The 20,447-nt window shown below is 69.5% G+C and carries 21 protein-coding genes; 14 read left to right on the forward strand and 7 right to left on the reverse strand.

Annotated features, from left to right (window positions below):
- Position 1: 1 nt before the first annotated feature.
- The 10 genes from N5I32_RS01280 to N5I32_RS01325 all read left to right on the forward strand — a co-directional run bounded on the left by N5I32_RS01280 (position 2) and on the right by N5I32_RS01325 (position 9,188).
- Positions 2–1,273 carry an ABC transporter substrate-binding protein gene (locus N5I32_RS01280; protein WP_261493584.1) on the forward strand — a complete coding sequence of 424 codons (1,272 nt, stop codon included), beginning with the start codon at positions 2–4 and terminating at the stop codon, positions 1,271–1,273.
- A 4-nt stretch (positions 1,274–1,277) separates the two neighbouring features.
- A complete protein-coding gene (locus N5I32_RS01285; RefSeq protein WP_261493585.1) occupies positions 1,278–1,979 on the forward strand; it encodes a DUF108 domain-containing protein in 702 nt (233 codons plus the stop codon).
- A 76-nt stretch (positions 1,980–2,055) separates the two neighbouring features.
- On the forward strand, positions 2,056–2,766 hold the full coding sequence (locus N5I32_RS01290; RefSeq protein WP_261493586.1) for a GntR family transcriptional regulator: 711 nt from the start codon (positions 2,056–2,058) through the stop codon (positions 2,764–2,766).
- Entirely contained in the window at positions 2,766–3,779 is a 1,014-nt protein-coding gene (locus N5I32_RS01295) for an ADP-ribosylglycohydrolase family protein (protein WP_261493587.1), read from the forward strand. Before N5I32_RS01290 ends, N5I32_RS01295 begins: the two co-directional genes overlap by 1 nt.
- Entirely contained in the window at positions 3,776–4,753 is a 978-nt protein-coding gene (locus tag N5I32_RS01300) for a PfkB family carbohydrate kinase (RefSeq protein ID WP_261493588.1), read from the forward strand. The genes N5I32_RS01295 and N5I32_RS01300 overlap by 4 nt, the downstream gene beginning before the upstream one ends.
- Complete coding sequence (locus N5I32_RS01305) at positions 4,750–5,781, forward strand: ABC transporter substrate-binding protein (protein ID WP_261493589.1); 1,032 nt, start codon at positions 4,750–4,752, stop codon at positions 5,779–5,781. Before N5I32_RS01300 ends, N5I32_RS01305 begins: the two co-directional genes overlap by 4 nt.
- 19 nt (positions 5,782–5,800) lie before the next feature.
- Positions 5,801–6,664: an ABC transporter permease gene (locus N5I32_RS01310; RefSeq protein ID WP_261493590.1), complete on the forward strand. Its 864-nt coding sequence runs from the start codon at positions 5,801–5,803 to the stop codon at positions 6,662–6,664.
- Positions 6,661–7,446 (forward strand): ABC transporter permease, encoded by a 786-nt coding sequence (locus N5I32_RS01315; protein WP_261493591.1) that lies wholly within the window; start codon positions 6,661–6,663, stop codon positions 7,444–7,446. The genes N5I32_RS01310 and N5I32_RS01315 overlap by 4 nt, the downstream gene beginning before the upstream one ends.
- A complete protein-coding gene (locus N5I32_RS01320) occupies positions 7,446–8,474 on the forward strand; it encodes an ABC transporter ATP-binding protein (RefSeq protein ID WP_261493592.1) in 1,029 nt (342 codons plus the stop codon). The genes N5I32_RS01315 and N5I32_RS01320 overlap by 1 nt, the downstream gene beginning before the upstream one ends.
- Positions 8,475–8,855: 381 nt before the next feature.
- The gene (locus tag N5I32_RS01325) at positions 8,856–9,188 is read left to right on the forward strand and encodes a GNAT family N-acetyltransferase (protein ID WP_261493593.1); all 333 of its coding nucleotides are present in this window, start codon (positions 8,856–8,858) and stop codon (positions 9,186–9,188) included.
- Here the strand turns inward: N5I32_RS01325 and N5I32_RS01330 are convergent.
- Positions 9,185–9,883, reverse strand: coding sequence for an HAD family hydrolase (locus tag N5I32_RS01330; protein ID WP_261493594.1), 699 nt, complete (start codon positions 9,881–9,883; stop codon positions 9,185–9,187). The genes N5I32_RS01325 and N5I32_RS01330 overlap by 4 nt on opposite strands.
- 50 nt (positions 9,884–9,933) lie before the next feature.
- Between N5I32_RS01330 and N5I32_RS01335 the strand changes: the two genes are divergently transcribed.
- Positions 9,934–10,740 carry an inositol monophosphatase family protein gene (locus N5I32_RS01335; RefSeq protein WP_261493595.1) on the forward strand — a complete coding sequence of 269 codons (807 nt, stop codon included), beginning with the start codon at positions 9,934–9,936 and terminating at the stop codon, positions 10,738–10,740.
- A 30-nt stretch (positions 10,741–10,770) separates the two neighbouring features.
- On the opposite strand, the gene N5I32_RS01340 is transcribed toward N5I32_RS01335, so the two are convergent.
- Genes N5I32_RS01340 through N5I32_RS01350 form a run of 3 tightly spaced genes read right to left on the reverse strand, consistent with a single transcriptional unit; the run spans position 10,771 to position 15,076 of the window.
- A complete protein-coding gene (locus N5I32_RS01340) occupies positions 10,771–11,841 on the reverse strand; it encodes an ABC transporter ATP-binding protein (protein ID WP_261493596.1) in 1,071 nt (356 codons plus the stop codon).
- Positions 11,841–14,054: an ABC transporter permease gene (locus tag N5I32_RS01345; RefSeq protein ID WP_261493597.1), complete on the reverse strand. Its 2,214-nt coding sequence runs from the start codon at positions 14,052–14,054 to the stop codon at positions 11,841–11,843. The genes N5I32_RS01340 and N5I32_RS01345 overlap by 1 nt, the downstream gene beginning before the upstream one ends.
- Positions 14,055–14,059: 5 nt before the next feature.
- On the reverse strand, positions 14,060–15,076 hold the full coding sequence (locus N5I32_RS01350; RefSeq protein WP_261493598.1) for an ABC transporter substrate-binding protein: 1,017 nt from the start codon (positions 15,074–15,076) through the stop codon (positions 14,060–14,062).
- Between the two features lie 315 nt (positions 15,077–15,391).
- Between N5I32_RS01350 and N5I32_RS01355 the strand changes: the two genes are divergently transcribed.
- The 3 genes from N5I32_RS01355 to N5I32_RS01365 are packed head-to-tail and all read left to right on the forward strand — an operon-like array spanning position 15,392 to position 17,418.
- On the forward strand, positions 15,392–16,420 hold the full coding sequence (locus N5I32_RS01355; RefSeq protein WP_261493599.1) for an LLM class flavin-dependent oxidoreductase: 1,029 nt from the start codon (positions 15,392–15,394) through the stop codon (positions 16,418–16,420).
- A gap of 29 nt (positions 16,421–16,449) precedes the next feature.
- On the forward strand, positions 16,450–16,644 hold the full coding sequence (locus N5I32_RS01360; RefSeq protein ID WP_261493600.1) for a 4-oxalocrotonate tautomerase: 195 nt from the start codon (positions 16,450–16,452) through the stop codon (positions 16,642–16,644).
- Positions 16,645–16,647: 3 nt separating this feature from the next.
- On the forward strand, positions 16,648–17,418 hold the full coding sequence (locus N5I32_RS01365; protein ID WP_261493601.1) for an alpha/beta fold hydrolase: 771 nt from the start codon (positions 16,648–16,650) through the stop codon (positions 17,416–17,418).
- On the opposite strand, the gene N5I32_RS01370 is transcribed toward N5I32_RS01365, so the two are convergent.
- From N5I32_RS01370 to N5I32_RS01380, 3 genes are all read right to left on the reverse strand, one after another.
- On the reverse strand, positions 17,405–18,271 hold the full coding sequence (locus N5I32_RS01370) for a LysR family transcriptional regulator (RefSeq protein ID WP_261493602.1): 867 nt from the start codon (positions 18,269–18,271) through the stop codon (positions 17,405–17,407). The genes N5I32_RS01365 and N5I32_RS01370 overlap by 14 nt on opposite strands.
- Positions 18,272–18,372: 101 nt before the next feature.
- Positions 18,373–19,446, reverse strand: coding sequence for a DUF1513 domain-containing protein (locus tag N5I32_RS01375; RefSeq protein WP_261493603.1), 1,074 nt, complete (start codon positions 19,444–19,446; stop codon positions 18,373–18,375).
- Between the two features lie 2 nt (positions 19,447–19,448).
- Positions 19,449–20,447: an imelysin family protein gene (locus N5I32_RS01380; RefSeq protein ID WP_261493604.1), complete on the reverse strand. Its 999-nt coding sequence runs from the start codon at positions 20,445–20,447 to the stop codon at positions 19,449–19,451.

The raw sequence follows: 20,447 nt of genomic DNA on the forward strand, positions 1-20,447 counted from the left end.
CATGACAGACCACACCATCAGACGCGCCGGCCGCTTCGCGCTGGCCATGGCGCTTGCCACCACGGCGCTGACGGGCGCCGCCTTTGCGCAGGACTGCACCACCAAGATCGGCGCGGTGCTGCCCACCTCGGTCGACTGGGGCAAGCCCATCGCCGAAACGGCGCAGTTCGTCGTCGACCAGGTGAACGAGGCCGGCGGCGTGCAGGGCTGCAAGATCGAGATGATCCTGCGCGACACGCAGGTCGATCCCAAGGTCGGCGTCGACGCGGCCAAGGCGCTGGTCGACCTCGACGGCGTGCAGGTGCTGATCGGCGCGGTGTCGAGCGGCGTTTCCATGCCGATCCTGACCTCGGTCACCGTGCCCGCGGGCGTGGCGCAGTTCTCCTGCTGCTCCTCCTCGGGGGCGTTCACGGCGCTGGCCAAGGAAGGCAAGACCAAGGGTCTGTGGTTCCGCACCTTCGCCACCTCGAACGTGCAGGCCGTGGTTGGCGCCAAGGTGGCGAAGGACAAGGGCTACAAGTCCGTCGCCGTCCTCTACAAGAACGACGACTGGGGCCAGGACATCGGCAAATTGGTGGCCGAACACCTTCAGGCGCAGGGCATCACCGTGACCGCCTCGGTTGCGATCAACGATGCCCAGCCCTCCTACCGGGCCGAGGTGACCGAGGCGCTCGCCGGCCAGCCGGAGGCGGTCTACCTCGCGCTTTACCCGACCGAAGGGATTTCGGCGGTGCGGGAGTGGCTGTCGCTCGGCGGCACGCAGAACATGATCCTCGCCAATTCGCTCAAGTCCGACGAGTTCCGCGATGCCGTCGGGCTTCAGTATCTGGGATCGACGCAGGGCACCGACACCTCCTCGCCGCGGGTCGCGTCGGCGGATGCGTTCGTCGCCAGCTACAAGGCGCGCTTCAACGCCGAGCCGAACGGGCCGGGGCTTGCCAACAGCTATGACGCCACGATGATCGCGCTTCTGGCGATGGAGGCGGCGGGCAAGGACGCCAAGGGCGCCGACATCGCCGCCGCGGTGGCGCGCGTCACCGACCCGGCGGGCACGCCGGTGACCGCCGATGCCGCGGGCTTTGCCGCCGCGCGCGATGTCCTCGCCGGGGGCGGGACGGTGCTTTACCGGGGCGCGACCGGCAACGTCCGCTTCGACGAGAACGGCGACGTCTCCGCCCCCGCGGTGATCTGGAGCTTCACCGAGACCGGCACGCAGGAAGACACCTACATCACGCTCGAGGAGGTGGACGCGCTCGTCGGCGGGTCCAACTAGGCCGATGGCGGCCGGGGCGCGGACCGTCAGCGTCATCGGCGCCGGACGGATCGGCCGGGCGGTGGCGGAGTTCGTCCGCGCCTCGCCCGGCCTGACGCTCGGCCGGGTGCTGAGCCGCTCGGGCGCGCCCGACACGGCTGACGCCGGGGCCTTCCTCGCGGCCCCCGCCGAACTTGTCATCGACACGGCCGGCCCGGGGGCGCTCCGCGCCTTCGGGCCGCGCGCGCTGGAACGCTGCGACCTCTGGACGGTCGGCGCCGTGGCGCTGGCCGACGCGGGGCTCCGGGATGAGATGATGGCCGCGGCGCGCGACCATGGCACCACGATCACGCTCTTTTCCCCCTGGGTCGCGGGACTTGGCCACGGGCGGCCGGAGGATGCGCGCCACCTGCACATCCGCGCCGAACGGCCCGGCATCGGCGCTGCCTGGGCTGGCCCCCTGGCTGAGGCGGTCCTGCGGTTCCCCGACGATCTGAACTCCGCCGTCGCCGCCGCGCTCTGCGGGCCGGGGATCGCCGCCACGACGGTCGAGATGGCCGACAGCGGCCCCCGCGGGGCGCACCGGATCGAGGCGCGGCTGGTCACCGCCTTTGCCACCTTTACCTCGGTCGCGGAGTTTCACGACACGCCGGGCACCCTCCACCCGACCGCCGCCGCGATCATCGGGGCGCTCAGGCGCCGCACCGCGCCCCTGCGCTACGGCTGAGTTCCGCAGATCCTCTTTGACATCGGGGGGCGCTGAATTATGGTACAGGTAGGAACAGGTACCAAGGCTGCCCCCCGTGTCCACGCGAATCGGACTGCCGAAATCGGAGCTTGTCGCGCGCACGCTCGAACGCGAGATCCGCGATGGCCGCCTTCTTCACGGCGACCAGCTCGACAGCGAAGGCGGGCTGATGCGGCGCTTCTCGGTCAGCCGCAACACCGTGCGCCGGGGGCTTGAGATCCTTGCGCGGCAGGGACTGATCACCACCCGCACCGGCATCGGCTCGTTCGTCACCTACGACGGCACGACGATCGATTCGAACCTCGGCTGGACCGTCGCGCTGTCGCATGGCGAGGGCGCGGTCGAGACCCGGCTTCTGGGCATCGCGCGCGGCAGCAGCCAGCGCGCCGAGGCGCGGCTCGGGGCCGGCGGCAGCTATCTCAGGATCGACCGCCTGCGGGTCTGCCGCAAGGCCGGCTGGGGCATCTCGCTCGAACGCAGCCGCCTGCCCTGGCGCGACGGTTTCGCGCCGATCCTGACCGGCGGGCTGCAGGGCGGCTCGCTCAACGCCACACTCGCCGCGATCGGCCTTGCCGCCGCCAGCGGGCAGGAGGTGGTGGGCGTGATCCCCGCGCTTTCGCCCGTCGATGCCGGCATCATGGCACGGCCGGCCGGCGCGCCGATGCTGCGGCTGGAACGGGTGACCCGCACGGCCGAGGGCGACACGCTCGAATATGTCGAAAGCATCCTCGACCCAACCCGCTTCGGCCTCAGGATCGACTTCTGATGGCGGGCGGGGCCGACATGCGCGACCGGGCGATGGGGGCGCTGGCGGGGGTGGCGGTGGGCGATGCGCTGGGCATGCCCGCGCAGACCTTCACCCGCGCCGAGATCGCGGCGACCTACGGCCGCGTCACCGATTTCGTGGCGCCCTGCCGCGATCATCCCGTCTCGCACGGGCTTGGGGCGGCGATGGTGACCGACGACACCGAACAGACGCTTCTGCTGGCCGACCACCTGTTGCGGGGCGAGGGCCAATTCGACGACCGCGCCTGGGCCGCCGCGCTTCTGGAGTGGGAGGCGGGGGTGCGCGCGCGCGGGTTGCGCGACCTTCTGGGGCCCTCGTCGCGGCGCGCGCTCGACGCGCTGATGGCCGGGACGCCGGCGGAGGAGACGGGCCGGACCGGCACCACCAACGGCGCGGCGATGCGGATCGCGCCGGTGGGGATCGCGACGCCGCCGGGCGCCCCCGCCCGCCTTGTCGCGCGCGTGGCCGAGGCCTGCCGCGTCACCCACAACACGCGCGAGGCGATCGCGGCGGCGGCGGCGGTGGCGATGGTGATCAGCCAGGGCGTGGAGGGGGCGACGTTCGAGGCGGCGCTTCCCGCGGCGATGGAAGCCGCGCGGCTGGGCGCCACCTGCGGCGCGGCGGTGGGCGAGGCGGACATGGCCGGGCGCATCGCGCTGGCGCTTGAGGTCGCCCTGCGGGGGGACGAGGCGGCGCTTGCCGCGGAAATCGGCACCTCGGTCGCCAGCCGCGCCTCGGTCGCGGCGGCTTTCGGGGTGGTGCGGCTGGCCGCGGGCGACCCTTGGCGCGCGGCGGTGATCGCGGCGAACATCGGCGACGATACCGACACGATCGGCGCCATCGCCTGTGCCATGGCGGGGGCCTGTGCCGGCATCGGCGCCTTTCCGGCCGAACGCCTCGCGCGGGTGGTCGCGGCAAGCCGGCTCGACCTTGACCCGGTCGTCGACGGCTTGCTGGCTCTCCGCATGCAGCAGGGCGGGGAGCAGCCATGACCGGGCGGCTGATCCAGGTTTCCGGTGTCATCGTCGATCTGGTCTACCGGGTCGATGCCGTGCCGGCGCCGGGCACCGAGGCCATCGTTCACGGCTTTGCCATCGCGGCGGGCGGCGGCTTCAACGCGATGGTCGCGGCGCGGCGCATGGGGGCCGCGGTCGCGCATGCCGGGACGCTGGGCACCGGCCCCTTCGCCGACATCGCCGCGGCGGCCCTTGCGCGCGAGGGGATCGCGCAGATCGGCGCCCGGCTTTCCGGGTGCGACCAGGGGCTTTGCACGGTGCTGATCGACAGGGGCGGTGAGCGCAGCTTCATCGCCGCCGAGGGGGCAGACGGGGTGCTGACCGACGCCGACCTGGCGCGAGTCACGCCGGGGGCGGAGGACTGGCTCCTGCTGTCGGGCTACGCGCTCCACTATGCCGGCAGCCGTGCGGCGCTGGTCCGCTGGCTTGCCACGCGGCCGCCGCGGCTGGTCTTCGACCCGAGCCCGGTGATCGCGGCGATCCCCGAGGCGGCGCGGCAGGCGGCGCTTTCGGCGGCGCACTGGATCACCGCGAACCGGGAGGAGGGGGCTGCGCTGACCGGCCTTATCGATCCCGGCGCCATGGCTGCCGCGCTGGCACAGGGCCGCCCGGCGGGGGGAGGCGCGATCCTGCGCGATGGCGCCAACGGTTGCCACATCGCGCTGGCGGGCGCACCGGCCCGCCATCTGCCCGGTTTCCCCGTCCGGGCCATCGACACCAACGGCGCGGGCGACGCCCACACCGGCGCCTTCATCGCCCGCCTGCTGGTCGGGGACACCCCGGAGCGGGCCGCGCATCTCGCCAATATCTGCGCGGCGCTTTCGACAACGACAGAAGGGCCGTCCACGGCCCCCGACCTGACCACGGTCCTGGCGGCGACGGGCACCCCGCCCGCAGCGCCCGCGACCACCCCCAGACAAGCCACCGCAACGACAAGGAGGAACACATGAGAAAGCTGCTTTTGACATCCGCCCTGATCCTGGCCGCGCAGGGCGCGAGCGCCGACGAGATCCGGGTGCTGAACTGGCAAGGCTACGGCACCGACCTCGACTGGGCGCTCGCGGCCTTTACCGAGCAGACCGGGCACACGGTCGTGCACGAATACTTCACCTCCGAACAGGAGATGCTGACCAAGCTCAGGACCAACCCCGGCGCCTATGACGTGGTGCTGATCAACTCCGCCTATACCGCGCAGGCCCAGGCCGAGGGGCTGATCGCCCCGATCGACACCGCGAAGATCACCAACTTCGCCGATCTCGACCCCGGCCTGACCGGCAACGCGGATCTCAATCCGGCCGGCGCGCTCCACGGCGTGCCCTGGACCTGGGGCCTGACCTCCATCGCCGTCAACACCAACGATTTCGCCGAATTGCCGACCTCTCTCTCGGTGCTCTGGGACCCGGCCTGGACCGGGCGCGTCTCGATCCGCGACGACGGGCTGGAGGCGGTGCAGTTCGCCGCGATGGCGACCGGGCAGAACATCAACGCGATCACCGACATGGAGGCGGTGAAGGAAAAGCTGGCCGCCCTGATGCCGCAGATCACCACCTTCTGGAGTTCGGAGAACGACTGGAACCAGTTCATGTCGGCGGGCGATTTCGCGGTTGCCACCTATTGGTCGGGCTCGGCCGCGCGGTCGCAGGCGGCGGGCCTGCCGGTCGCCTTCGTGGTGCCCGAGGAAGGCGCGATCGGCTGGCTCGACGGGCTGTCGATCCCGGCCAGTTCGACCCATCAGGACGCCGCGCATGCCTTCATCGACTGGATGGTGGACCCGGAGTTCTACGTGAAATGGGAACCCGACGGGGCGCCCGCCACCTCGAACACCAAGGCTGCGGCGGCGCTGCCGGAAACCAGCTTCAACCGCGCGGTCCTGGGCGACCCGGCGGTTGTCGCCAAGGTCCAGTTCATGCAGCCCGTCTCCGACGCCGACCGGGAGGCGTATCTGAAGCTCTGGCAGGACCTGAAGGCGGCGCAGTAGGGCAAAGGGGGGAAGCGGCATGGGCGGCAGCCTTGCCCGCAAGGATCGGACGCGCGCAGCCCTGCTGCTTGCCCCCGCCTATCTGTGGCTGACGCTGGCGGTTTTCCTGCCGCTGTCGGCGATGGCCTTCTTCAGCCTGCTTTCGGACGTGCCGTTCGGGGATCGCGAATGGCACGTCACGCTCGACAACTACCGCGCCTTCCTCGAGACGGGAACCTACGCGGCGCTCCTGTGGAAGTCGGTCAAGCTGGGCGTGACCGTCACCGCGCTTTCGGTGCTGGCGGGCTTTCCCTGCGCCCTTGTCCTGGCCAAGGTGATCCGCGGCCGCGCGCGCGAGGCGATGTTCCTTCTGGTGATCCTGCCGTTCTGGTCAAACTCGCTCGTCCGCATCTTCTCCTGGGCGATCGTGCTGCGCGGCAATGGCGTGCTGTCGGCCGCCATCGACGCGGTCCTGCCCTGGGACGTGCGGGTGAACCTGATGTTCAGCCCCACCGCGATCGTGATCGGCCTTGTCCATTCCTACCTGCCCTACGTGATCCTGACCTCCTACCTGGCACTTCAGGCCATCGACGACAGCCTGATCGAGGCGGCCCGCGCGCTCGGCGCGCCGCGCCGGACGATCCTGATGCGGATCATCCTGCCGCTTGCCGCCCCCGGCATCGTCGCCGGCGCGGTCCTGATCTTCGTCCCCGTCGTCGGCTCCTTCATGGAGCCGCGGCTGCTGGGCGGACGGCTCGGCACCTATTACGGCACGGTGATCGAGGATCAGTTCGTCGCTGTCTTCAACTGGCCGCTCGGCGCGGCGCTGTCGTTCATCCTGCTTGCGGTCGTGCTTGCCATCCTCGCCGCGGCCAGCCCCGCGCTGCGGAGGGCGCTGCGATGACGCACCGCACGCTGGCCCGCCTGGGGCGCGCCTATCTGGGCCTGATCCTCGTCTTCCTCTACGCGCCGATCCTGGTGATGGCGGCGATGTCGTTCAACGCCTCGGCCTTCTACCAGTTGCCCTTCAGCTTCTCGACCGAGTGGTACCAGAAGCTCTGGCACAACCGCGAGATCCTCGCCGCCGCCTGGCGGTCGGTCTGGATCGCCTGCGTGGTCACGGTGCTGGCCACGGCGACCGGCACCGCCGCCTCGATCGCGCTTTACCGCCACGACATTCCGGGCAAGCGCCTGTTGCAGGCGCTGCTCTTCCCGCCGATCGCGATTCCCTGGCTGATCACCGGCACGGCGATGCTGATCTTCTTCTTCGGCATCGGCATCGACCGCGGCACCCCGGCCGTTATCCTCGGCCATGTGGCGCTGGCGCTGCCGTATGTCATCGTCGTTGTCACCGCGCGGCTTGCCACCTTCGACCCCGCGCTGGAGGAGGCGGCACGGTCGCTCGGCGCGCGGCCCTGGACGGTGACGATGCGGGTGACGGTGCCCTGGATCCTGCCCGGCATCGTCGCGGGCGGGCTGTTCGCCTTCGCGGTCAGTTTCGACCAGTTCGTCGTGTCCTACTTCCTGTCGGAACCGGGCGACACGACGCTGCCCGTCCTCATCTACACCTCGATCCGCAAGGGCTTCACGCCCGAGATCAACGCCGTCTCGACCGTGATCATCGCGGTGTCGATGGGGGTGATGCTGCTGGCCGCGCGCTATTCGAAGTTCGGGGGGGACCGCTGATGGCAGAGGTGCGGGTCGAGGGGCTGACAAAGACCTACGGAACGGCCCGCGCGCTCGACGCGGTCACGCTCGCCTTCCCCGACGGCGGGTTCTTCGGGCTACTGGGGCCGTCGGGTTCGGGCAAGACCACGCTCCTGCGCGCCATCGCGGGCTTTGTCGAACCCGAGGCGGGCCGCGTCCTGATCGGGGACGCGCCGGTGGAAAACGTGCCGGTGGAGGCGCGCGAGATCGGCATGGTGTTCCAGTCCTACGCGCTGTTTCCGAACATGACGGTGGCCCAGAACGTCGCCTTCGGGCTTGAGGTGCGCAAGGTGCCCGCAGCCGAGCGCGCCCGCCGCGTGGCCGAGGTGCTGGAGCTTGTCCGCCTGGGCCCCTACGGCGCGCGCAAGCCGCACGAGCTTTCCGGCGGCCAGCGCCAGCGGGTCGCGATGGCGCGCGCCATCGTCACCCGCCCGCGCGTCCTCCTGCTCGACGAACCGCTCTCGGCGCTCGACAAGGCCCTGCGCGTCGAGATGCAGATCGAGCTGAAGCGGATCCAGCGCGAGGTCGGCATCACCACGATCTTCGTCACCCACGACCAGGAAGAGGCGCTGACGCTGTCGGACCGCATCGGCATCTTGCGGGACGGCCGGCTGGTGCGCGAAGGCCCGCCGCGCGCGGTCTACGACGACCCGCGCGACGCCTTCACCGCGCGCTTTCTGGGTGAGGCGAACCTGTTTTCCGGGGTGCTGGAGCCGGGCGGGCTGCGCCTGGGCGACGGGGTGCTGGTTGCCGGCGCGCGCACCGCGACGGTGGCGGTGCGGCCGGAAAACCTGCGCATCTCGCTTACCGAGCCGCCGGCGCCGATCCGGTTGCGCGCGCGCCTTCGTCAGCGCATCTTCGCGGGCGCGATGGGCACCTGCGTGCTCGACTGGCAGGGAGAGACGCTGAAGGCGGTGGGACGGGACCGCGACTTTGCCGATCTTCCGGCCGAGGGCGAGGTCTGGCTGTCCTGGGACGCGGCCGACACGATCCCGCTGGAGGGGTAGCGGCCCGGCCGGGTCTTTCTGGACCTGGTCTGCGGTTCTTCCGTCGGGTTCCGACAGCCAGACCCTGCAATGGCATTCGCTGGGCGTGAGGTCCGCGGCCGTCCGCGCCTGCGGGCAAGGCCCTGTGCGATCCAGAGGTGCGCAATATACATGCGTAACCGGCCGTGCCCTTCATGGCGGAACCCCATCTTGCAACAGTTGCGCCAATGTCGCATGTCAGCGGCAGACTCGCCCCGGAATAGCGTATGGGGCGTTGCACGCCCGGTCTCGGGAAGAAGGGCCACTGCGGTGTCGATAGATCACATACGGTTCGAGGAGCGGCCACCAAGCCCCGAAGATTTCGTTCGTCTGCGGGCGGAATGTGGCTGGGGCGAGATAGGCTTGGAGACCGCCAGAAAGGCACTGGGCGGAAGCATCTTCGATCTGACTTGCTTCGATGGAACGGAATTGATCGGTTTTGGCCGGGTCGTCGGCGACGGCGCGCTCTACTTCTATCTCCAGGATGTCATTGTGCGACCCTCCTATCGGGGGCGCTCGATCGGCAGACAGATCGTCTCAAGGCTAACAGAGGCGGCCCTTGCACGCGCCGAAATCGGGGCCACCATTGGACTTATGTCAGCGAAGGGCAAAGAAGAACTCTACCGGCGATCGGGCTTTCAGGAACGACCGACAGAAAACCTTGGGGCTGGCATGACACGCTTCGTTCTGACCTAGCGGTTCACTCCGGGCGCCGGGCGCGGTGCGGGGTGATGCAGCCCGGCGTAGCTTTCGGCGCGCAGGTGGCAGAAGTCGTAGGCAGGCCCGGTGCAGCCCGGACCGATGGCCAGCGTGAACAGCCCCGCCCCCGTCGCCGCCCGCGCGCCCGGCACCGAATCCTCGATGGCGAAGGCATCGGCCGCGGCCAGCCCCAGCCGGTCGAGCGTGGTCAGGAACGGCAGGGGATCGGGCTTGCCCACCGGCAGTTCCGCCCCCGACACCGCCAGTTCCACCACATCCGTCACGTCGAGCATCTCGAGCGCGCCCTCGATGTGGCGGCGGGGGGAGGAGGAGCAGATCGCGATCCTCAGCCCCGCCTCGGCGAGCGAGACCAGCCATTCGCGCGCCCCCGGCACCGGCTCGCGCAGCTTGTCGAGCCAGAGGTCCGCCTCGGCCCCGATCTGCTCGCCGATGGCGCGGCGCATGTCCGGCGTCAGCGGCATCCCGAACAGCTCGTCGAGAAAGTCCTTCAGCCCGCGCCCGACATGGGCATCGAGCAGCGCCTGCGAGGGCCGCTTGCCGTAGCGCGCCGTCACCTCGACCTTCGCACGCTCCCAGACGTGTTCGCTGTGCACCAGCGTTCCGTCGAGGTCGAAGATCGCCGCGCGGAAGCGCGTGGGCTCGAACATCGTCTCTCGCGCCGCTCCGGTCATGCTGCTAACCTCGGCCCCGACAGGGCTATTTTGCCCGCAGGGGAAAGGACATGCAGGACAGCGAGATCGACCGGAGATATGCCGAGGCCCGCCGTATCGCGGCGGAGGCGGGGGCGCTCGCGCTCGATTATTTTCGCCGCTTCGACGGGCTGAACGTGGAAGTGAAGGGTCATCAGGACTTCGTGTCCGAAGCCGACAAGAATGTCGAGAGCTTCGTGCGAAAAGCCATCGCCGCCGCCTTCCCCGAGGACGGCATCGTGGGCGAGGAAGAGGCGCCGAAACCGGGCGCCAGCGGGATGGTCTGGGTGATCGACCCGATCGACGGCACCACGAACTTCATCCACGGCATTCCCGGCTGGACGGTCGTGCTTGCGGGTGCTGTCGGCCGCAACACCGAGTTCGGCGTCATCCATGACCCCAACCATGGCGAGATGTATCACGCCCGCCGGGGCCGGGGCGCCTTCTGCAACGACCGGCGGCTTGCCGTGCTCAGCGGCCGCGACCTCAGGCGCGGGTCGCTGGGCGTCGGCTTTTCGGGCCGCACCAGCGCGGGCGGGATCAAGCGCCTTGTCCCCGCGATCATCGACGCGGGCGGCATCTTCTACCGCAACGCCTCGGGTGCGCTGTCCCTGGCCTATGTCGCGGCCGGCAAGCTTCTGGGTTATGTCGAGGAACACATGAACGCCTGGGACTGCATCGCGGGCCAGCTTCTGGTGGCCGAGGCGGGCGGCGTGGTCGAGGATCAGGACGCAGGCGACATGATCGCGCGGGGCGGCCGCGTCATCGTCGCCACGCCCGAGGCCTGGGACGAGGTGCTGGCAATCGCCGAGGCCGCCTACGCGCCCGGACAGGACTGAGGCGGCAGGACTGACCGGCGGGGCAGGCGCCTACCGGGCGTCGGGCACGAGGACCGGGCCCGATGCCGCGAGCCCGACGGTGACCGCGTCGCCCGCGCGATAGGGCGTGTCGACATTGTCGCTGACCGCGAAGATGCGGCCGAAATCGCCGGCAAGCGTGTATTCCATGCGCGGGCCGACATAGGTGACCTTTTCCACCGTCGCCGCCAGCCCTTCGCCCTCGACCAAGCGGATGCGCGAGGGGCGCAGCGCCAGCGTCGCGCGGCCCGGCTTCAGCCCCCGCGCGGGCAGGCGATGGCGCACGCCCGCGACCGCGACCTCCGCCATCTCGCCGGCGACCGACAGCACCTCGCAGCCGATCAGGTTCGCCTCGCCGATGAAATCGGCCACGAAGGTGTCGGCGGGCGCGTCGTAAAGCGCGCGTGGCGGGCCGATCTGGGCGATGGCCGCGTTCTTCATCACCACGATCTCGTCCGAGACGGCCAGCGCCTCTTCCTGGTCGTGGGTGACATAGACGACTGTCAGGCCCAGCTTCTGCTGGATCTCGCGGATCTCCTCGCGCACATGGCGGCGCAGCTTGGCGTCGAGGTTCGACAGGGGTTCGTCGAACAAGAGCACCTCCGGCTCCAGCACCAGCGCGCGCGCCACGGCGACCCGCTGCTGCTGGCCGCCCGAAAGTTCCGACGGCAGCCGCCCGCCGTAGCCGTCAAGCCCGACCAGCGACAGCCCCGCCATCGCCCGGTCCCGCGTCTCGGTGCGGGAGTAGCCCGAGAACTTCAGCCCGTAGCTGACGTTTTCCAGCACCGTCATGTGCGGGAATAGCGCGTAGGACTGGAACACCATCGACACGTCGCGGTCGGTCGCGGGCAGGGTGGTCACGTCCTTGTCGCCGATCAGGATGCGCCCCTTCGAGGCCATTTCCAGCCCCGCGATCATCCTCAGCGTCGTGGTCTTGCCGCAGCCAGAGGGGCCAAGCAGCGTGACCAGACGCCCCGGCTCGATCCTCAGGCTGACGTCGTTCACGGCGACGACATTGCGCCCGTAGATCTTCGTCACGTTCTCGAAGACGACGGATGCCGCCCTTGACCCAACCCCGGCCATCAGCCGCCCCCCTGTTCATGCGACATCCTGCGCCCGATCCGGGTGCGGCCCACCATCAGCTGCAAAAGCCCCACCGCCGCCAGCATCACGAAGATCAGCGCGGTCGAATAGGCGATCGCCAGCCCGTAGTCGTTGTTTTCCACCCGCCCGATGATGTAGCTCGTCGCCATGTCGTAGCGGGCGGAGACAAGGAAGATCACCGCCGAAATGGCCGTCATCGCGCGCACGAAGCTGTAGACCAGGGCGGCCAGGATCGCGGGGCGCAGAAGCGGCAGGATCACCGCGCGGAAGGTCTGCCAGCTGTTCGCGCCCAGCGTCAGCGAGCTTTCGTCGAGCGAGCGGTCAAGCTGGCTCATCGAGGCGATACCCGCGCGCACGCCCACCGGCATGTTGCGGAAGATGAAGCTGATGACGAGGATCAGGCCCGTCCCGGTGATCTCGATCGGCGGCACGTTGAAGGCGAGGATGTAGCTGACCCCGATCACCGTGCCGGGGATGGCGAAGGACAGCATGGTGCCGAACTCGAACGACCGCTTGCCGGCGAAGTCCTGCCGCGTCAGCAGGTAGGCGGTGATCAGCCCGACCGCCGCCGTCAGGGGGGCCGCGACCGTGGCGATCATCATCGTCGTCCAGAAGCTGTCCCAGGCCGAGCCGGTCCAGCGGATGCCGCCATCCTCGATCCGGACCGCGAAGGCGGTGAGGTAGTGCTTGAAGGTCAGCGTGTTGTCCACGCCCCAAAGCTGCACGAGAGAGCCGTAAAGGATCATGCCGTAGATCACCAGGGTGAAGGCGCCCCAGATCGCGGCGATGGCATAGACCGGGATGGCAAGGCCGCGCGGCATTTCCGGGTGCACGCCCGCGTCGCCCTTGCCTGTGACGGTGGTGTAGCTTTTCCGCCCCAGCCAGAAGCGTTGCAGGTAGAAGGCCGCAAGCGTGAAGGCCAGAAGCACGATCGCCAGCACCGCCGCCCGGCCCTGGTCGTACTGCGCGCCGACGATGGCAAAGAAGATCTCGGTCGACAGCACGTCGTAGTTGCCGCCAAGGACCAGCGGGTTGCCGAAATCGGCCATGCTCTCGATGAAGCCCAAAAGGAAGGCGTTGGCGAGCCCCGGCCGCATCAGCGGCAGCGATACGGTGCGGAAGGTCTGCCAGCGGTTGGCGCGGAGCGTCTGCGCCGCCTCCTCCATCGAGGGGCTGACGCCCTCGACCACGCCGATCAGGACGAGGAAGGCGATGGGCGTGAAGGCCAGCACCTGCGCGATCAGGATGCCGGGCAGGCCGTAGACCCAGCGCGTCGGCCGGATGCCGAAGAGGTCCGCAACCCAGGTGGTGACGCCGCCGGACAGCCCGAACAGAAGGATGATGGCAAGGCCGATGACGAAGGGGGGCGTGATGATCGGCAGCACCGTGATCGCACGCAGGCTGCGCTTGAAGCGGAAGCCCGACCGCGTCAGCACCAGCGCGAAGACAAGGCCGAGCGCGGTGGTCAGAACGCCGACGAGAACGGCAAGGAAGAGCGAGTTCCACGCCACCCCGCAGCGTGATCCCGTCAGGCAGCCAAGGCCCCAGATGCGGTCGTCGAAGAACTTCGACAGGAAGACCATGACGGAATGCCCGCCCTCCTCGGTGACGAAGGCCGCGAGCAGCATCTTGGCGATGGGGAAGAAGACGAAGATGGTGACGACGGCGATGACCCCGCCGATGGCGCCGGTCACGAAGACGTCGCCGTTGATCGCGCCGCGCGCGGCAATCCCCTGCGTCAGGATGAAAAGGAAGGCCGAGGCGACGACAAGCGCGCCATAGCCCATGCCGAACTGCCGGTCGTCGAGCGGCCCGAACAGCGCCTGAAGCCAGTCCGCGTTCCAGCCGCGCAGGCCGATCCCCATGCCTTGCGCGATCAGCCAGGCAAAGCCGAAGCCGCCCGCCGCCAGAAGGACGCGCGCGAAGGCCGGGTCGGTCTTGCGCCGCCCCGCCACCAGAAGCGGCGCCGCTAGTGCTGGCAGAAGCGGCCAGAGCCAGGGCCTTTCACCCTGCATCAGCAGGAACAGCGCGGGCGCATAGTCGCTGTCGGTCGGCCAGCCGTCGGTCAGCCAGCCGAAAAACCAGAACTCCTCCACCCCGTACCAGGGCAGAAGGGCGAACCCGACCCACCCGGCAACGATCCAGAGGATCAGTGCCGGGTGGGTGGTCTTGTCGGTCGTGGACTGTCGCACCAAGCTTACTGGGGCAGGGTGGACACGTCGCTGTCCCACTTGGACAGAAGCCGCTTGCGCTCATCGCTCGACCCGTACTTCTTGAAGTCGTAGTCGATGAGCTTGATGGCGGCGAAGTCGGGCGCCTTGTCCGAGGTCTCCGCGTTCATGTTCGAGGGCACCTGGAAGGCATTGACCTGAAGCGCGAGGTTCTGCGCCTCGACCGACAGCGCCCAGTCGTAGAACTGCTTGGCCTCGTCCATGTTGCGCGCGCCGGCGATGATCGACATCGACCCGATCTCATAGCCGGTGCCCTCGCAGGGGGCGACCGTCACGATGGGAAAGCCCGCCACCGTCTGCGCCACCGCGTCATGCATGAAGACGATGCCGACCGTGGTTTCGCCCTGCGCCGCGGCCTTGATCGGGGCGGAGCCGGACTTGGTGTACTGGTTCACGTTCGCATGCAGCCGCTTCATGTAGTCGAAGCCGCCGTCCTCGCCGAACAACTGCACCATTGTGGCGAGCGTGGTGTAGGCGGTGCCGGAGGAATTGGGGTTCGCGATCTGGATATGGCCCTTGAACTCGGGCTTGGTCAGGTCTTCCCAGCACTTCGGCTCCGGCAGCCCGTTCGCGGCCAGCAGGTCGGAGTTGTAGCCGAAGCCGAGCGCGCCCGAGTAGATGCCGATGGTGCGGTCGCCGGCGCTTGCCGCCTGCGCAAGCGACCAGGGGTGAAGCTGGTCGCGCATGGGCGAGACGTAGGCTTCCGTCAGACCTTCCTCGGCGGCCTGAAGGTGCGGGTCGCCGGTGCCGCCCCACCAGATGTCGCCCTTTGGGTTGGTGGCCTCGGCCTTCACTTGCGCGAAGGTCTCGCCCGAGGACTTGCGCGTCATGTCGACGTCGATGCCGGTGGCCTCCTCGAAGCCGCGCGCCATGATCTGGCACCATTCCTCCTGCGCGGAGCAGTAGAAATTGAGTTTGCCGGCGGCGCTGGCCGCGCCGGCCGACAGGGCAAAGAGCGATGCCCCGACGAGAATTGTCCGCATGGTGTCCTCCCATTGTGAAGTTTTTGTAACAGTTTTCAGACAGGCTATTCACGACCCTTGATCCGGGCAAGCGCCTTCTGTCCCGGACCGGGCGAAAATGTTCGTGGGCCAACGGTTCCCCGGATCGGGGCAGGGATAATTCGGAAAGATCGAAATTAAGGTCGCGAAATATTCAATTTCTTCCGCTTTCGGATTTTGCAAGACTGCCCCCCGAAGGCGGACAAGGGCGGCCCCTTCCCGATACGGCACCCGATGCGGCGCCCGATCCGGGCCCGGTCGCGCGACCGGAAGCAGCCCGGCAGAACCAGAGGTGCCATGGAGTTTTCCCACTTCCTCAACAGCCATCTCCTCGATCCGGCGCTGGGCGGCCGGCAGCTTTACCGCAACATGGTCGCGCAGGCGGTGCAGGCGGAGGCCTGCGGCTATCGCGGCGTCTCGATCCCCGAGCATCACCTGCTCAACATCCTGCTCGTGCCCTCGCCCCTGCAACTGGCCGTCAAGGTGGCCGCGCACACCAGCCGGGTCGAGATCGCGACCTCGATCTGCCAGCTTCCGCTCCGGGACATGCGCGTCTTCGCGGGCGAGGTCGTGCAGGCGCAGGCGCTGTGCGACGGCCGCCTGATCCTGGGCGTCGGCAAGGGCGCCTTCGGCTACGAGACGGGGCGCATCGGCGTGCCGATGGAGGAGACGAAGGCCCGGTTCGAGGAAAGCCTTGCCGTGCTCGAAGCCCTGCTCGCGCGCGACGAGGTGTCGTGGGACGGCGCCCTTTACCGCTTCGAGGCGCTGACGGTGATGCCGCGCCCCGAGGCGCCGATCCCGATCGCGCTTGCCATCATGGCCCCGCCGGGGATCGAGGCGGCGGCGGCGCGCGGCTATCACATCCAGACGACACCCCTGGGTGCCAGCCACGGCGTCCTGCAGGAACAGGTGAATGCCTTCCATCGCGGCAAGGCGCTGGCGGGGCCGGGCTGCACCTCGCGGCTGTCGCTGCAACGGGGGCTTTACCTCGCGCGCGACGATGCCGACGCCCGCGACAAGATCGCGCGCGCTCATCGCTATTACAAAAGCTTCGACAACGTCTTCGGCGGGCCCGGTATCGTCGAGCACGGCATCATCCGGCCCCTGCCGCGCAAGCAGACGGTCGAGGAACTGGGGCAGAACGTGCTGATCTGCGGCGCCTCGGAGATGATCGACCGGCTGTCGGGCTATGCGGAGCTCGGCATCGACGAGGTCATCGCATCCTCGAACTTTGGCCAGCCGCAGGACGAGACGCTCGACATGATGGCCCGCCTCGGCGCGGAGGTTCTGCCGCACCTGCGCGCCGCCGGCCGCAAGGTTGCCTGAAACATCGCAAACGAAAAGGGAAACCCCGAATGCCCGTCATCCGCATCGAAATGTTCGAAGGTCGGAGCGTCGACCAGAAACGCGCCTGCGCCGAGGCCGTCACCCGTGCCTTCCTCGACACCTGCGGGGGCACGCCGCAGTCGGTCCATGTCGTCTTTCAGGACGTGGCAAAGCACGACTGGGCCGTGGCCGGGCGGCTGGCCAGCGACCCGAAGCCGGAGTGAGCCATGCCGATCGACTGCGCCTACACGGTCGAGGGCACTGGCCCGGCCCTTTTCCTCATCCACGGTATCGGCGCGCGCCGGGCCACCTTTGCGGGGCTGGTCGAGGGGTTGAAGGACCGCTTCACCTGCATCCGCTACGATCTGCGCGGCCATGGCGAAAGCCCGCTGCCGGGCGGGCGCTTCGGCCTTGACGATCTGGTTGACGACCTTGAGGCGCTCAGGGCGCGTCTGGGCATCGAGAAGGCCCATTTCGCCGGCCATTCGCTGGGTGGCATGATCGGCCCGGCCTATGCGCGGCGCCATCCGGCCCGTGTGCTGTCGCTGGGTCTCTGGTCCACCGCCGCGTTCCGCACCGAGGACGACAGCGCCAAGGTCAGGGCGGTAGTGGCCGCCATGCGCGAGAAGGGCATCGGCCAGGTGCTCGACACGCTGACCGCACGCTGGTTCACCGACGATTTCGCCGCCGCCCACCCCGAGGTGATCGAGCGGCGCAAGAGGCAGGTGATGGACACCGACGCCGAGGTGTTCCTGAACGTCTTCGACATCTACGCCGAGACCGAAATGGGCCCCTGGCTGCACGAGATCGCGGCACCCGCGCAGGTTCTGACCGGGGAACTCGACGGCGGCTGCAACCCGCGTCTCAACCGGCTGATCGCGGCGGCGATGCCGGAGGCGGAACTGGTGATCCTCGACGGTCTCAAGCACGCGATCTTCATCGAGGCGACCGATCGCGTCCTGCCGCCGGTGCGCGACTTCCTGATCAGGCGGGGCTAGGGCCGGCGGCGGCGATCGTCTCCCTCAGCGCCTCGACCGAGGGTCTGAACCAGGCCCAGCCCGCCGCCAGGTTCGGCCGCGCGACCAGATAGGCGGTGCGGCGGAAGACGGGCGCGCCCTCGACCCGGTGGAGCCTGCCCGCCGCGATGTCATCCGCGACCATACGTTCGGGCAGGAAGGCCGATCCGCCCCAGGTCGCCAGGTAGTCGCGCGCCCAGTCGCTCGACCCGAGCGTGACGACCGGGGTGCGCGCCACCGCGAAGGTTTCGGCATGCAGGCGGCGGAACTCGCGCCCGAGATCGACATAGACGTAATCCGGGTCCCACTCCATGTAGCCGCGCCGCACCGTCGCGACCTGGATCAGCCGGTCCTGGAACAACGGCACCACGTCAAGCTCGCCCGACACCGCCGCATCGAACATCAGCGCCACGTCGATCAGCCCGGTGGACAGCCAGTTCTCGATGTCGTCGGTGCTTCCCGGCCAGAACGACAGCGCGACGCCGGGATGGTCGCCGCGCAGGCGGTCCGCCCAGGTCTTGGCGACCCCGTGCCAGAGGTCGAACTGGCAGCCGACGTTGCACACGCTCTCGAAACCCGCGCTGAGCGACAGGGTCTGGCGGGCCTGGCTCCAGGCGCGGGTCATCACCTCGGCATAGCGCAGGAACTGGAACCCGGCCGAGGTCAGCTCCGCCCCCGCACGGCTGCGGATCAGGAGCTTCTGGCCGAGAAGATCCTCAAGCCCGTTCAGCCGCGCCGTGACGGTCGATTCGGTGACGTTCAGCCGCTCTGCCGCGCGGTTGAGGTTGCCGGTCTTCACGACCTCCAGGAAGGTCTGGACAAAGGCGATGTTCATGGACGCCGTTCCTGCCGCCGGTACGCGCCGGCCGATGGGCCGCCTGCACGGTCATACGTCAGGGGCCGGGCCTTGGCCACCCGCAACGCCCCTCCAAGGGGTCAAAGCGCGACGATGTGGTTATCCCAGGCGCGGGGGGCGCGGGTGTGGGCCACGGGCCGGCCCCCCTCGGTCACGACGAAGGCGCCGAAGCCGTCGGTCATCACCAGCCGCGCGCCCGCAGCGGCAATCCCGCAGACATCGGCGCGCAGGATCTCGTGCGCAAAGCGGCCGTCGCTGCCGAAGACCTGCACCCGCCCGCCCTTGGGGGAGGAGATGGCGACCTGCCGGCCCGCGTCGAAGACCGCGATCGACCCGGCATAGCCCCGCATCGCGCGGTGCAGATCGTCCGGGGCCTTCGCCAGCCGGGGCGCGCCGCCGTTCAGGCGGTGAAAGCCCAGAAGCGCCGGCGCCTGATCCTCCGCGCCTTCCCACTGCATCGCGAAGGCAACGGTGCCGAGGGCGTCGATCGCCAGGTGGCGGATCGAGGCCCGGTGCAGGTCCGGCGCCAGCCGCGCCTGATCCTCCACCCGGCCATCGGGGGAGAGGTAGGTGAGGTTCGGCGCCATCGTGTCGAGGTTCAGCTTGTCGCGGTCGCCGGGGCCGGTGCGGATGCCGCCGTTCGCGACCGCCAGCACCTCGGACCCCGGCAGGCGGCGGATCTCGTGCGGGCCGATCCCGCCCGAGGCGATCTCTCCTATGAGGCGGTAGCCGTCGGGCCGCGACCAGAGCGCGATGCGCCCTTCGCCGGTCGCGGCCTCCACCTCGGAGGTGTAAAGCACCGCGCCGTCCATCGAAAAGGCGCCGTGGCCGTTGAACGCGCGCCCCGGCGCCGCGGCCAGCCGCGCCGTCACCGCGCCGGTCGCGCAGTTCAGGACCAGCGCATAGGTGCCGGGGCGGCGGGCGAAGGCCACAGCCTCGGGCGCCTCGGGGTGGGCGGCGGCGGCATGGCCGCGCGCGGGCAGGGGCACGCGGAAGAGGTCCGCCCCCTCCTCCGTCAGGCCGAAGAGCGCATGGGTGCCGTCGGGTTCCTGCGCCGCCGCCAGGAAAGCGGGGCTGCCGGCATCGGCCCAGCCCAGCCGGGGCAGCGCCGCCGCGGCAAGGACGGTGCCGAGGAAGCGGCGGCGGCTTGTCATGCTCAGTCCCCGTCCAGCGCGTTCAGGCCCATGGTCACGCCGAGTGCTGCCGAAAGCTCCTCGTTCGCGACGGTCCTGAGAAGCGTCAGCGCGGTCTGCACCGCCTCGAGCCGGAAGCGGCCGGTCGGGTCCGCGACGCCGGAAAAGTCAGGGTCATCAAGCCGCGCGGCCATCCAGCGGACGCGCTCGAAATCCTCCCCGGTCAGGGTCGCCCCCTCGGGGACAAGGGCGCGGGCCAAGGCCTCATGCGCCGCAAGTGACAGCTCCAGGTTGCGCTGCGACCGGCCCGACAGCCGCCCCTCGGCGCGCGTCGGGCGCGGGGTTTCGACGGTGCCGAGGGGCAGGCCGATCCGCTCGACGATGTCGAACTGAAGCGAGGTGAGAAGCGCGGTGAAGACCGCCTGCCGCGCCTCGATCGCATCGAGGAAGCGCGCGTTGCCGGCATCGCCCGCCGTCCGCAGCACCGTGGCGAAGTCCTCCTCCCAGGCGGTGGCCACCTCATGCGCCGTCGCGCTCAGGTCGGCTGTGGCAAGCCGGACCAGCGCGCAGCCCGCGTCCGACTTCGTGTAGGTGTTGAAGCGCGGGTCGTATAACATTGATTCCATAGCATAAAGACCGCGAACGGAGACCGGCTGCGTCCGGAACGCCGCGGCATCTTCCGCCCCCGGCTGCCAGCCCGCCAGCCACCGCGCCAGCGCCTTCGGCCGGTGGCCACCATTGTCCGGCCAGTAGGCGATGATCTGGCGTTGCGCGCCATCCTCGAGCGGGCCGAAGCGCAAGTCGGCGATGCCGAACCAGGCGTCCATCGCGCCCGCCCAGGCCGCGCGCAGGTCTTCGGACGTGGCCCGGCAGTCGGCGACCGCGGCGGCCTCCAGCGCCCCGGTCGCGGTGGTGAAGACGGCAAGGCCGGGGCTCACGACCTCGTCCAGCACCCGGTCGATGACCGGATCGGCGCGAAGCGGCAAGGGCAGCAGGCAGAGGGCGGCGATCAGCAGGCGCAT

The organism is Albidovulum sediminis (assembly GCF_025380365.1).
In the GTDB taxonomy this organism is placed as follows: Bacteria; Pseudomonadota; Alphaproteobacteria; order Rhodobacterales; family Rhodobacteraceae; genus Albidovulum; species Albidovulum sediminis.

Excerpts from the sequence above, each read along its gene's own strand:
- N5I32_RS01280 (WP_261493584.1), top strand. The coding sequence starts at position 2 with ATGACAGACCACACCATCAGACGCGCCGGCCGCTTCGCGCTGGCCATG.
- N5I32_RS01285 (WP_261493585.1), top strand. The coding sequence starts at position 1,278 with ATGGCGGCCGGGGCGCGGACCGTCAGCGTCATCGGCGCCGGACGGATC.
- N5I32_RS01295 (WP_261493587.1), top strand. The coding sequence starts at position 2,766 with ATGGCGGGCGGGGCCGACATGCGCGACCGGGCGATGGGGGCGCTGGCG.
- N5I32_RS01300 (WP_261493588.1), top strand. The coding sequence starts at position 3,776 with ATGACCGGGCGGCTGATCCAGGTTTCCGGTGTCATCGTCGATCTGGTC.
- N5I32_RS01305 (WP_261493589.1), top strand. The coding sequence starts at position 4,750 with ATGAGAAAGCTGCTTTTGACATCCGCCCTGATCCTGGCCGCGCAGGGC.
- N5I32_RS01310 (WP_261493590.1), top strand. The coding sequence starts at position 5,801 with ATGGGCGGCAGCCTTGCCCGCAAGGATCGGACGCGCGCAGCCCTGCTG.
- N5I32_RS01315 (WP_261493591.1), top strand. The coding sequence starts at position 6,661 with ATGACGCACCGCACGCTGGCCCGCCTGGGGCGCGCCTATCTGGGCCTG.
- N5I32_RS01320 (WP_261493592.1), top strand. The coding sequence starts at position 7,446 with ATGGCAGAGGTGCGGGTCGAGGGGCTGACAAAGACCTACGGAACGGCC.
- N5I32_RS01330 (WP_261493594.1), bottom strand. The coding sequence starts at position 9,883 with ATGACCGGAGCGGCGCGAGAGACGATGTTCGAGCCCACGCGCTTCCGC.
- N5I32_RS01335 (WP_261493595.1), top strand. The coding sequence starts at position 9,934 with ATGCAGGACAGCGAGATCGACCGGAGATATGCCGAGGCCCGCCGTATC.
- N5I32_RS01340 (WP_261493596.1), bottom strand. The coding sequence starts at position 11,841 with ATGGCCGGGGTTGGGTCAAGGGCGGCATCCGTCGTCTTCGAGAACGTG.
- N5I32_RS01350 (WP_261493598.1), bottom strand. The coding sequence starts at position 15,076 with ATGCGGACAATTCTCGTCGGGGCATCGCTCTTTGCCCTGTCGGCCGGC.
- N5I32_RS01355 (WP_261493599.1), top strand. The coding sequence starts at position 15,392 with ATGGAGTTTTCCCACTTCCTCAACAGCCATCTCCTCGATCCGGCGCTG.
- N5I32_RS01360 (WP_261493600.1), top strand. The coding sequence starts at position 16,450 with ATGCCCGTCATCCGCATCGAAATGTTCGAAGGTCGGAGCGTCGACCAG.
- N5I32_RS01365 (WP_261493601.1), top strand. The coding sequence starts at position 16,648 with ATGCCGATCGACTGCGCCTACACGGTCGAGGGCACTGGCCCGGCCCTT.
- N5I32_RS01370 (WP_261493602.1), bottom strand. The coding sequence starts at position 18,271 with ATGAACATCGCCTTTGTCCAGACCTTCCTGGAGGTCGTGAAGACCGGC.
- N5I32_RS01375 (WP_261493603.1), bottom strand. The coding sequence starts at position 19,446 with ATGACAAGCCGCCGCCGCTTCCTCGGCACCGTCCTTGCCGCGGCGGCG.
- N5I32_RS01380 (WP_261493604.1), bottom strand. The coding sequence starts at position 20,447 with ATGCGCCTGCTGATCGCCGCCCTCTGCCTGCTGCCCTTGCCGCTTCGC.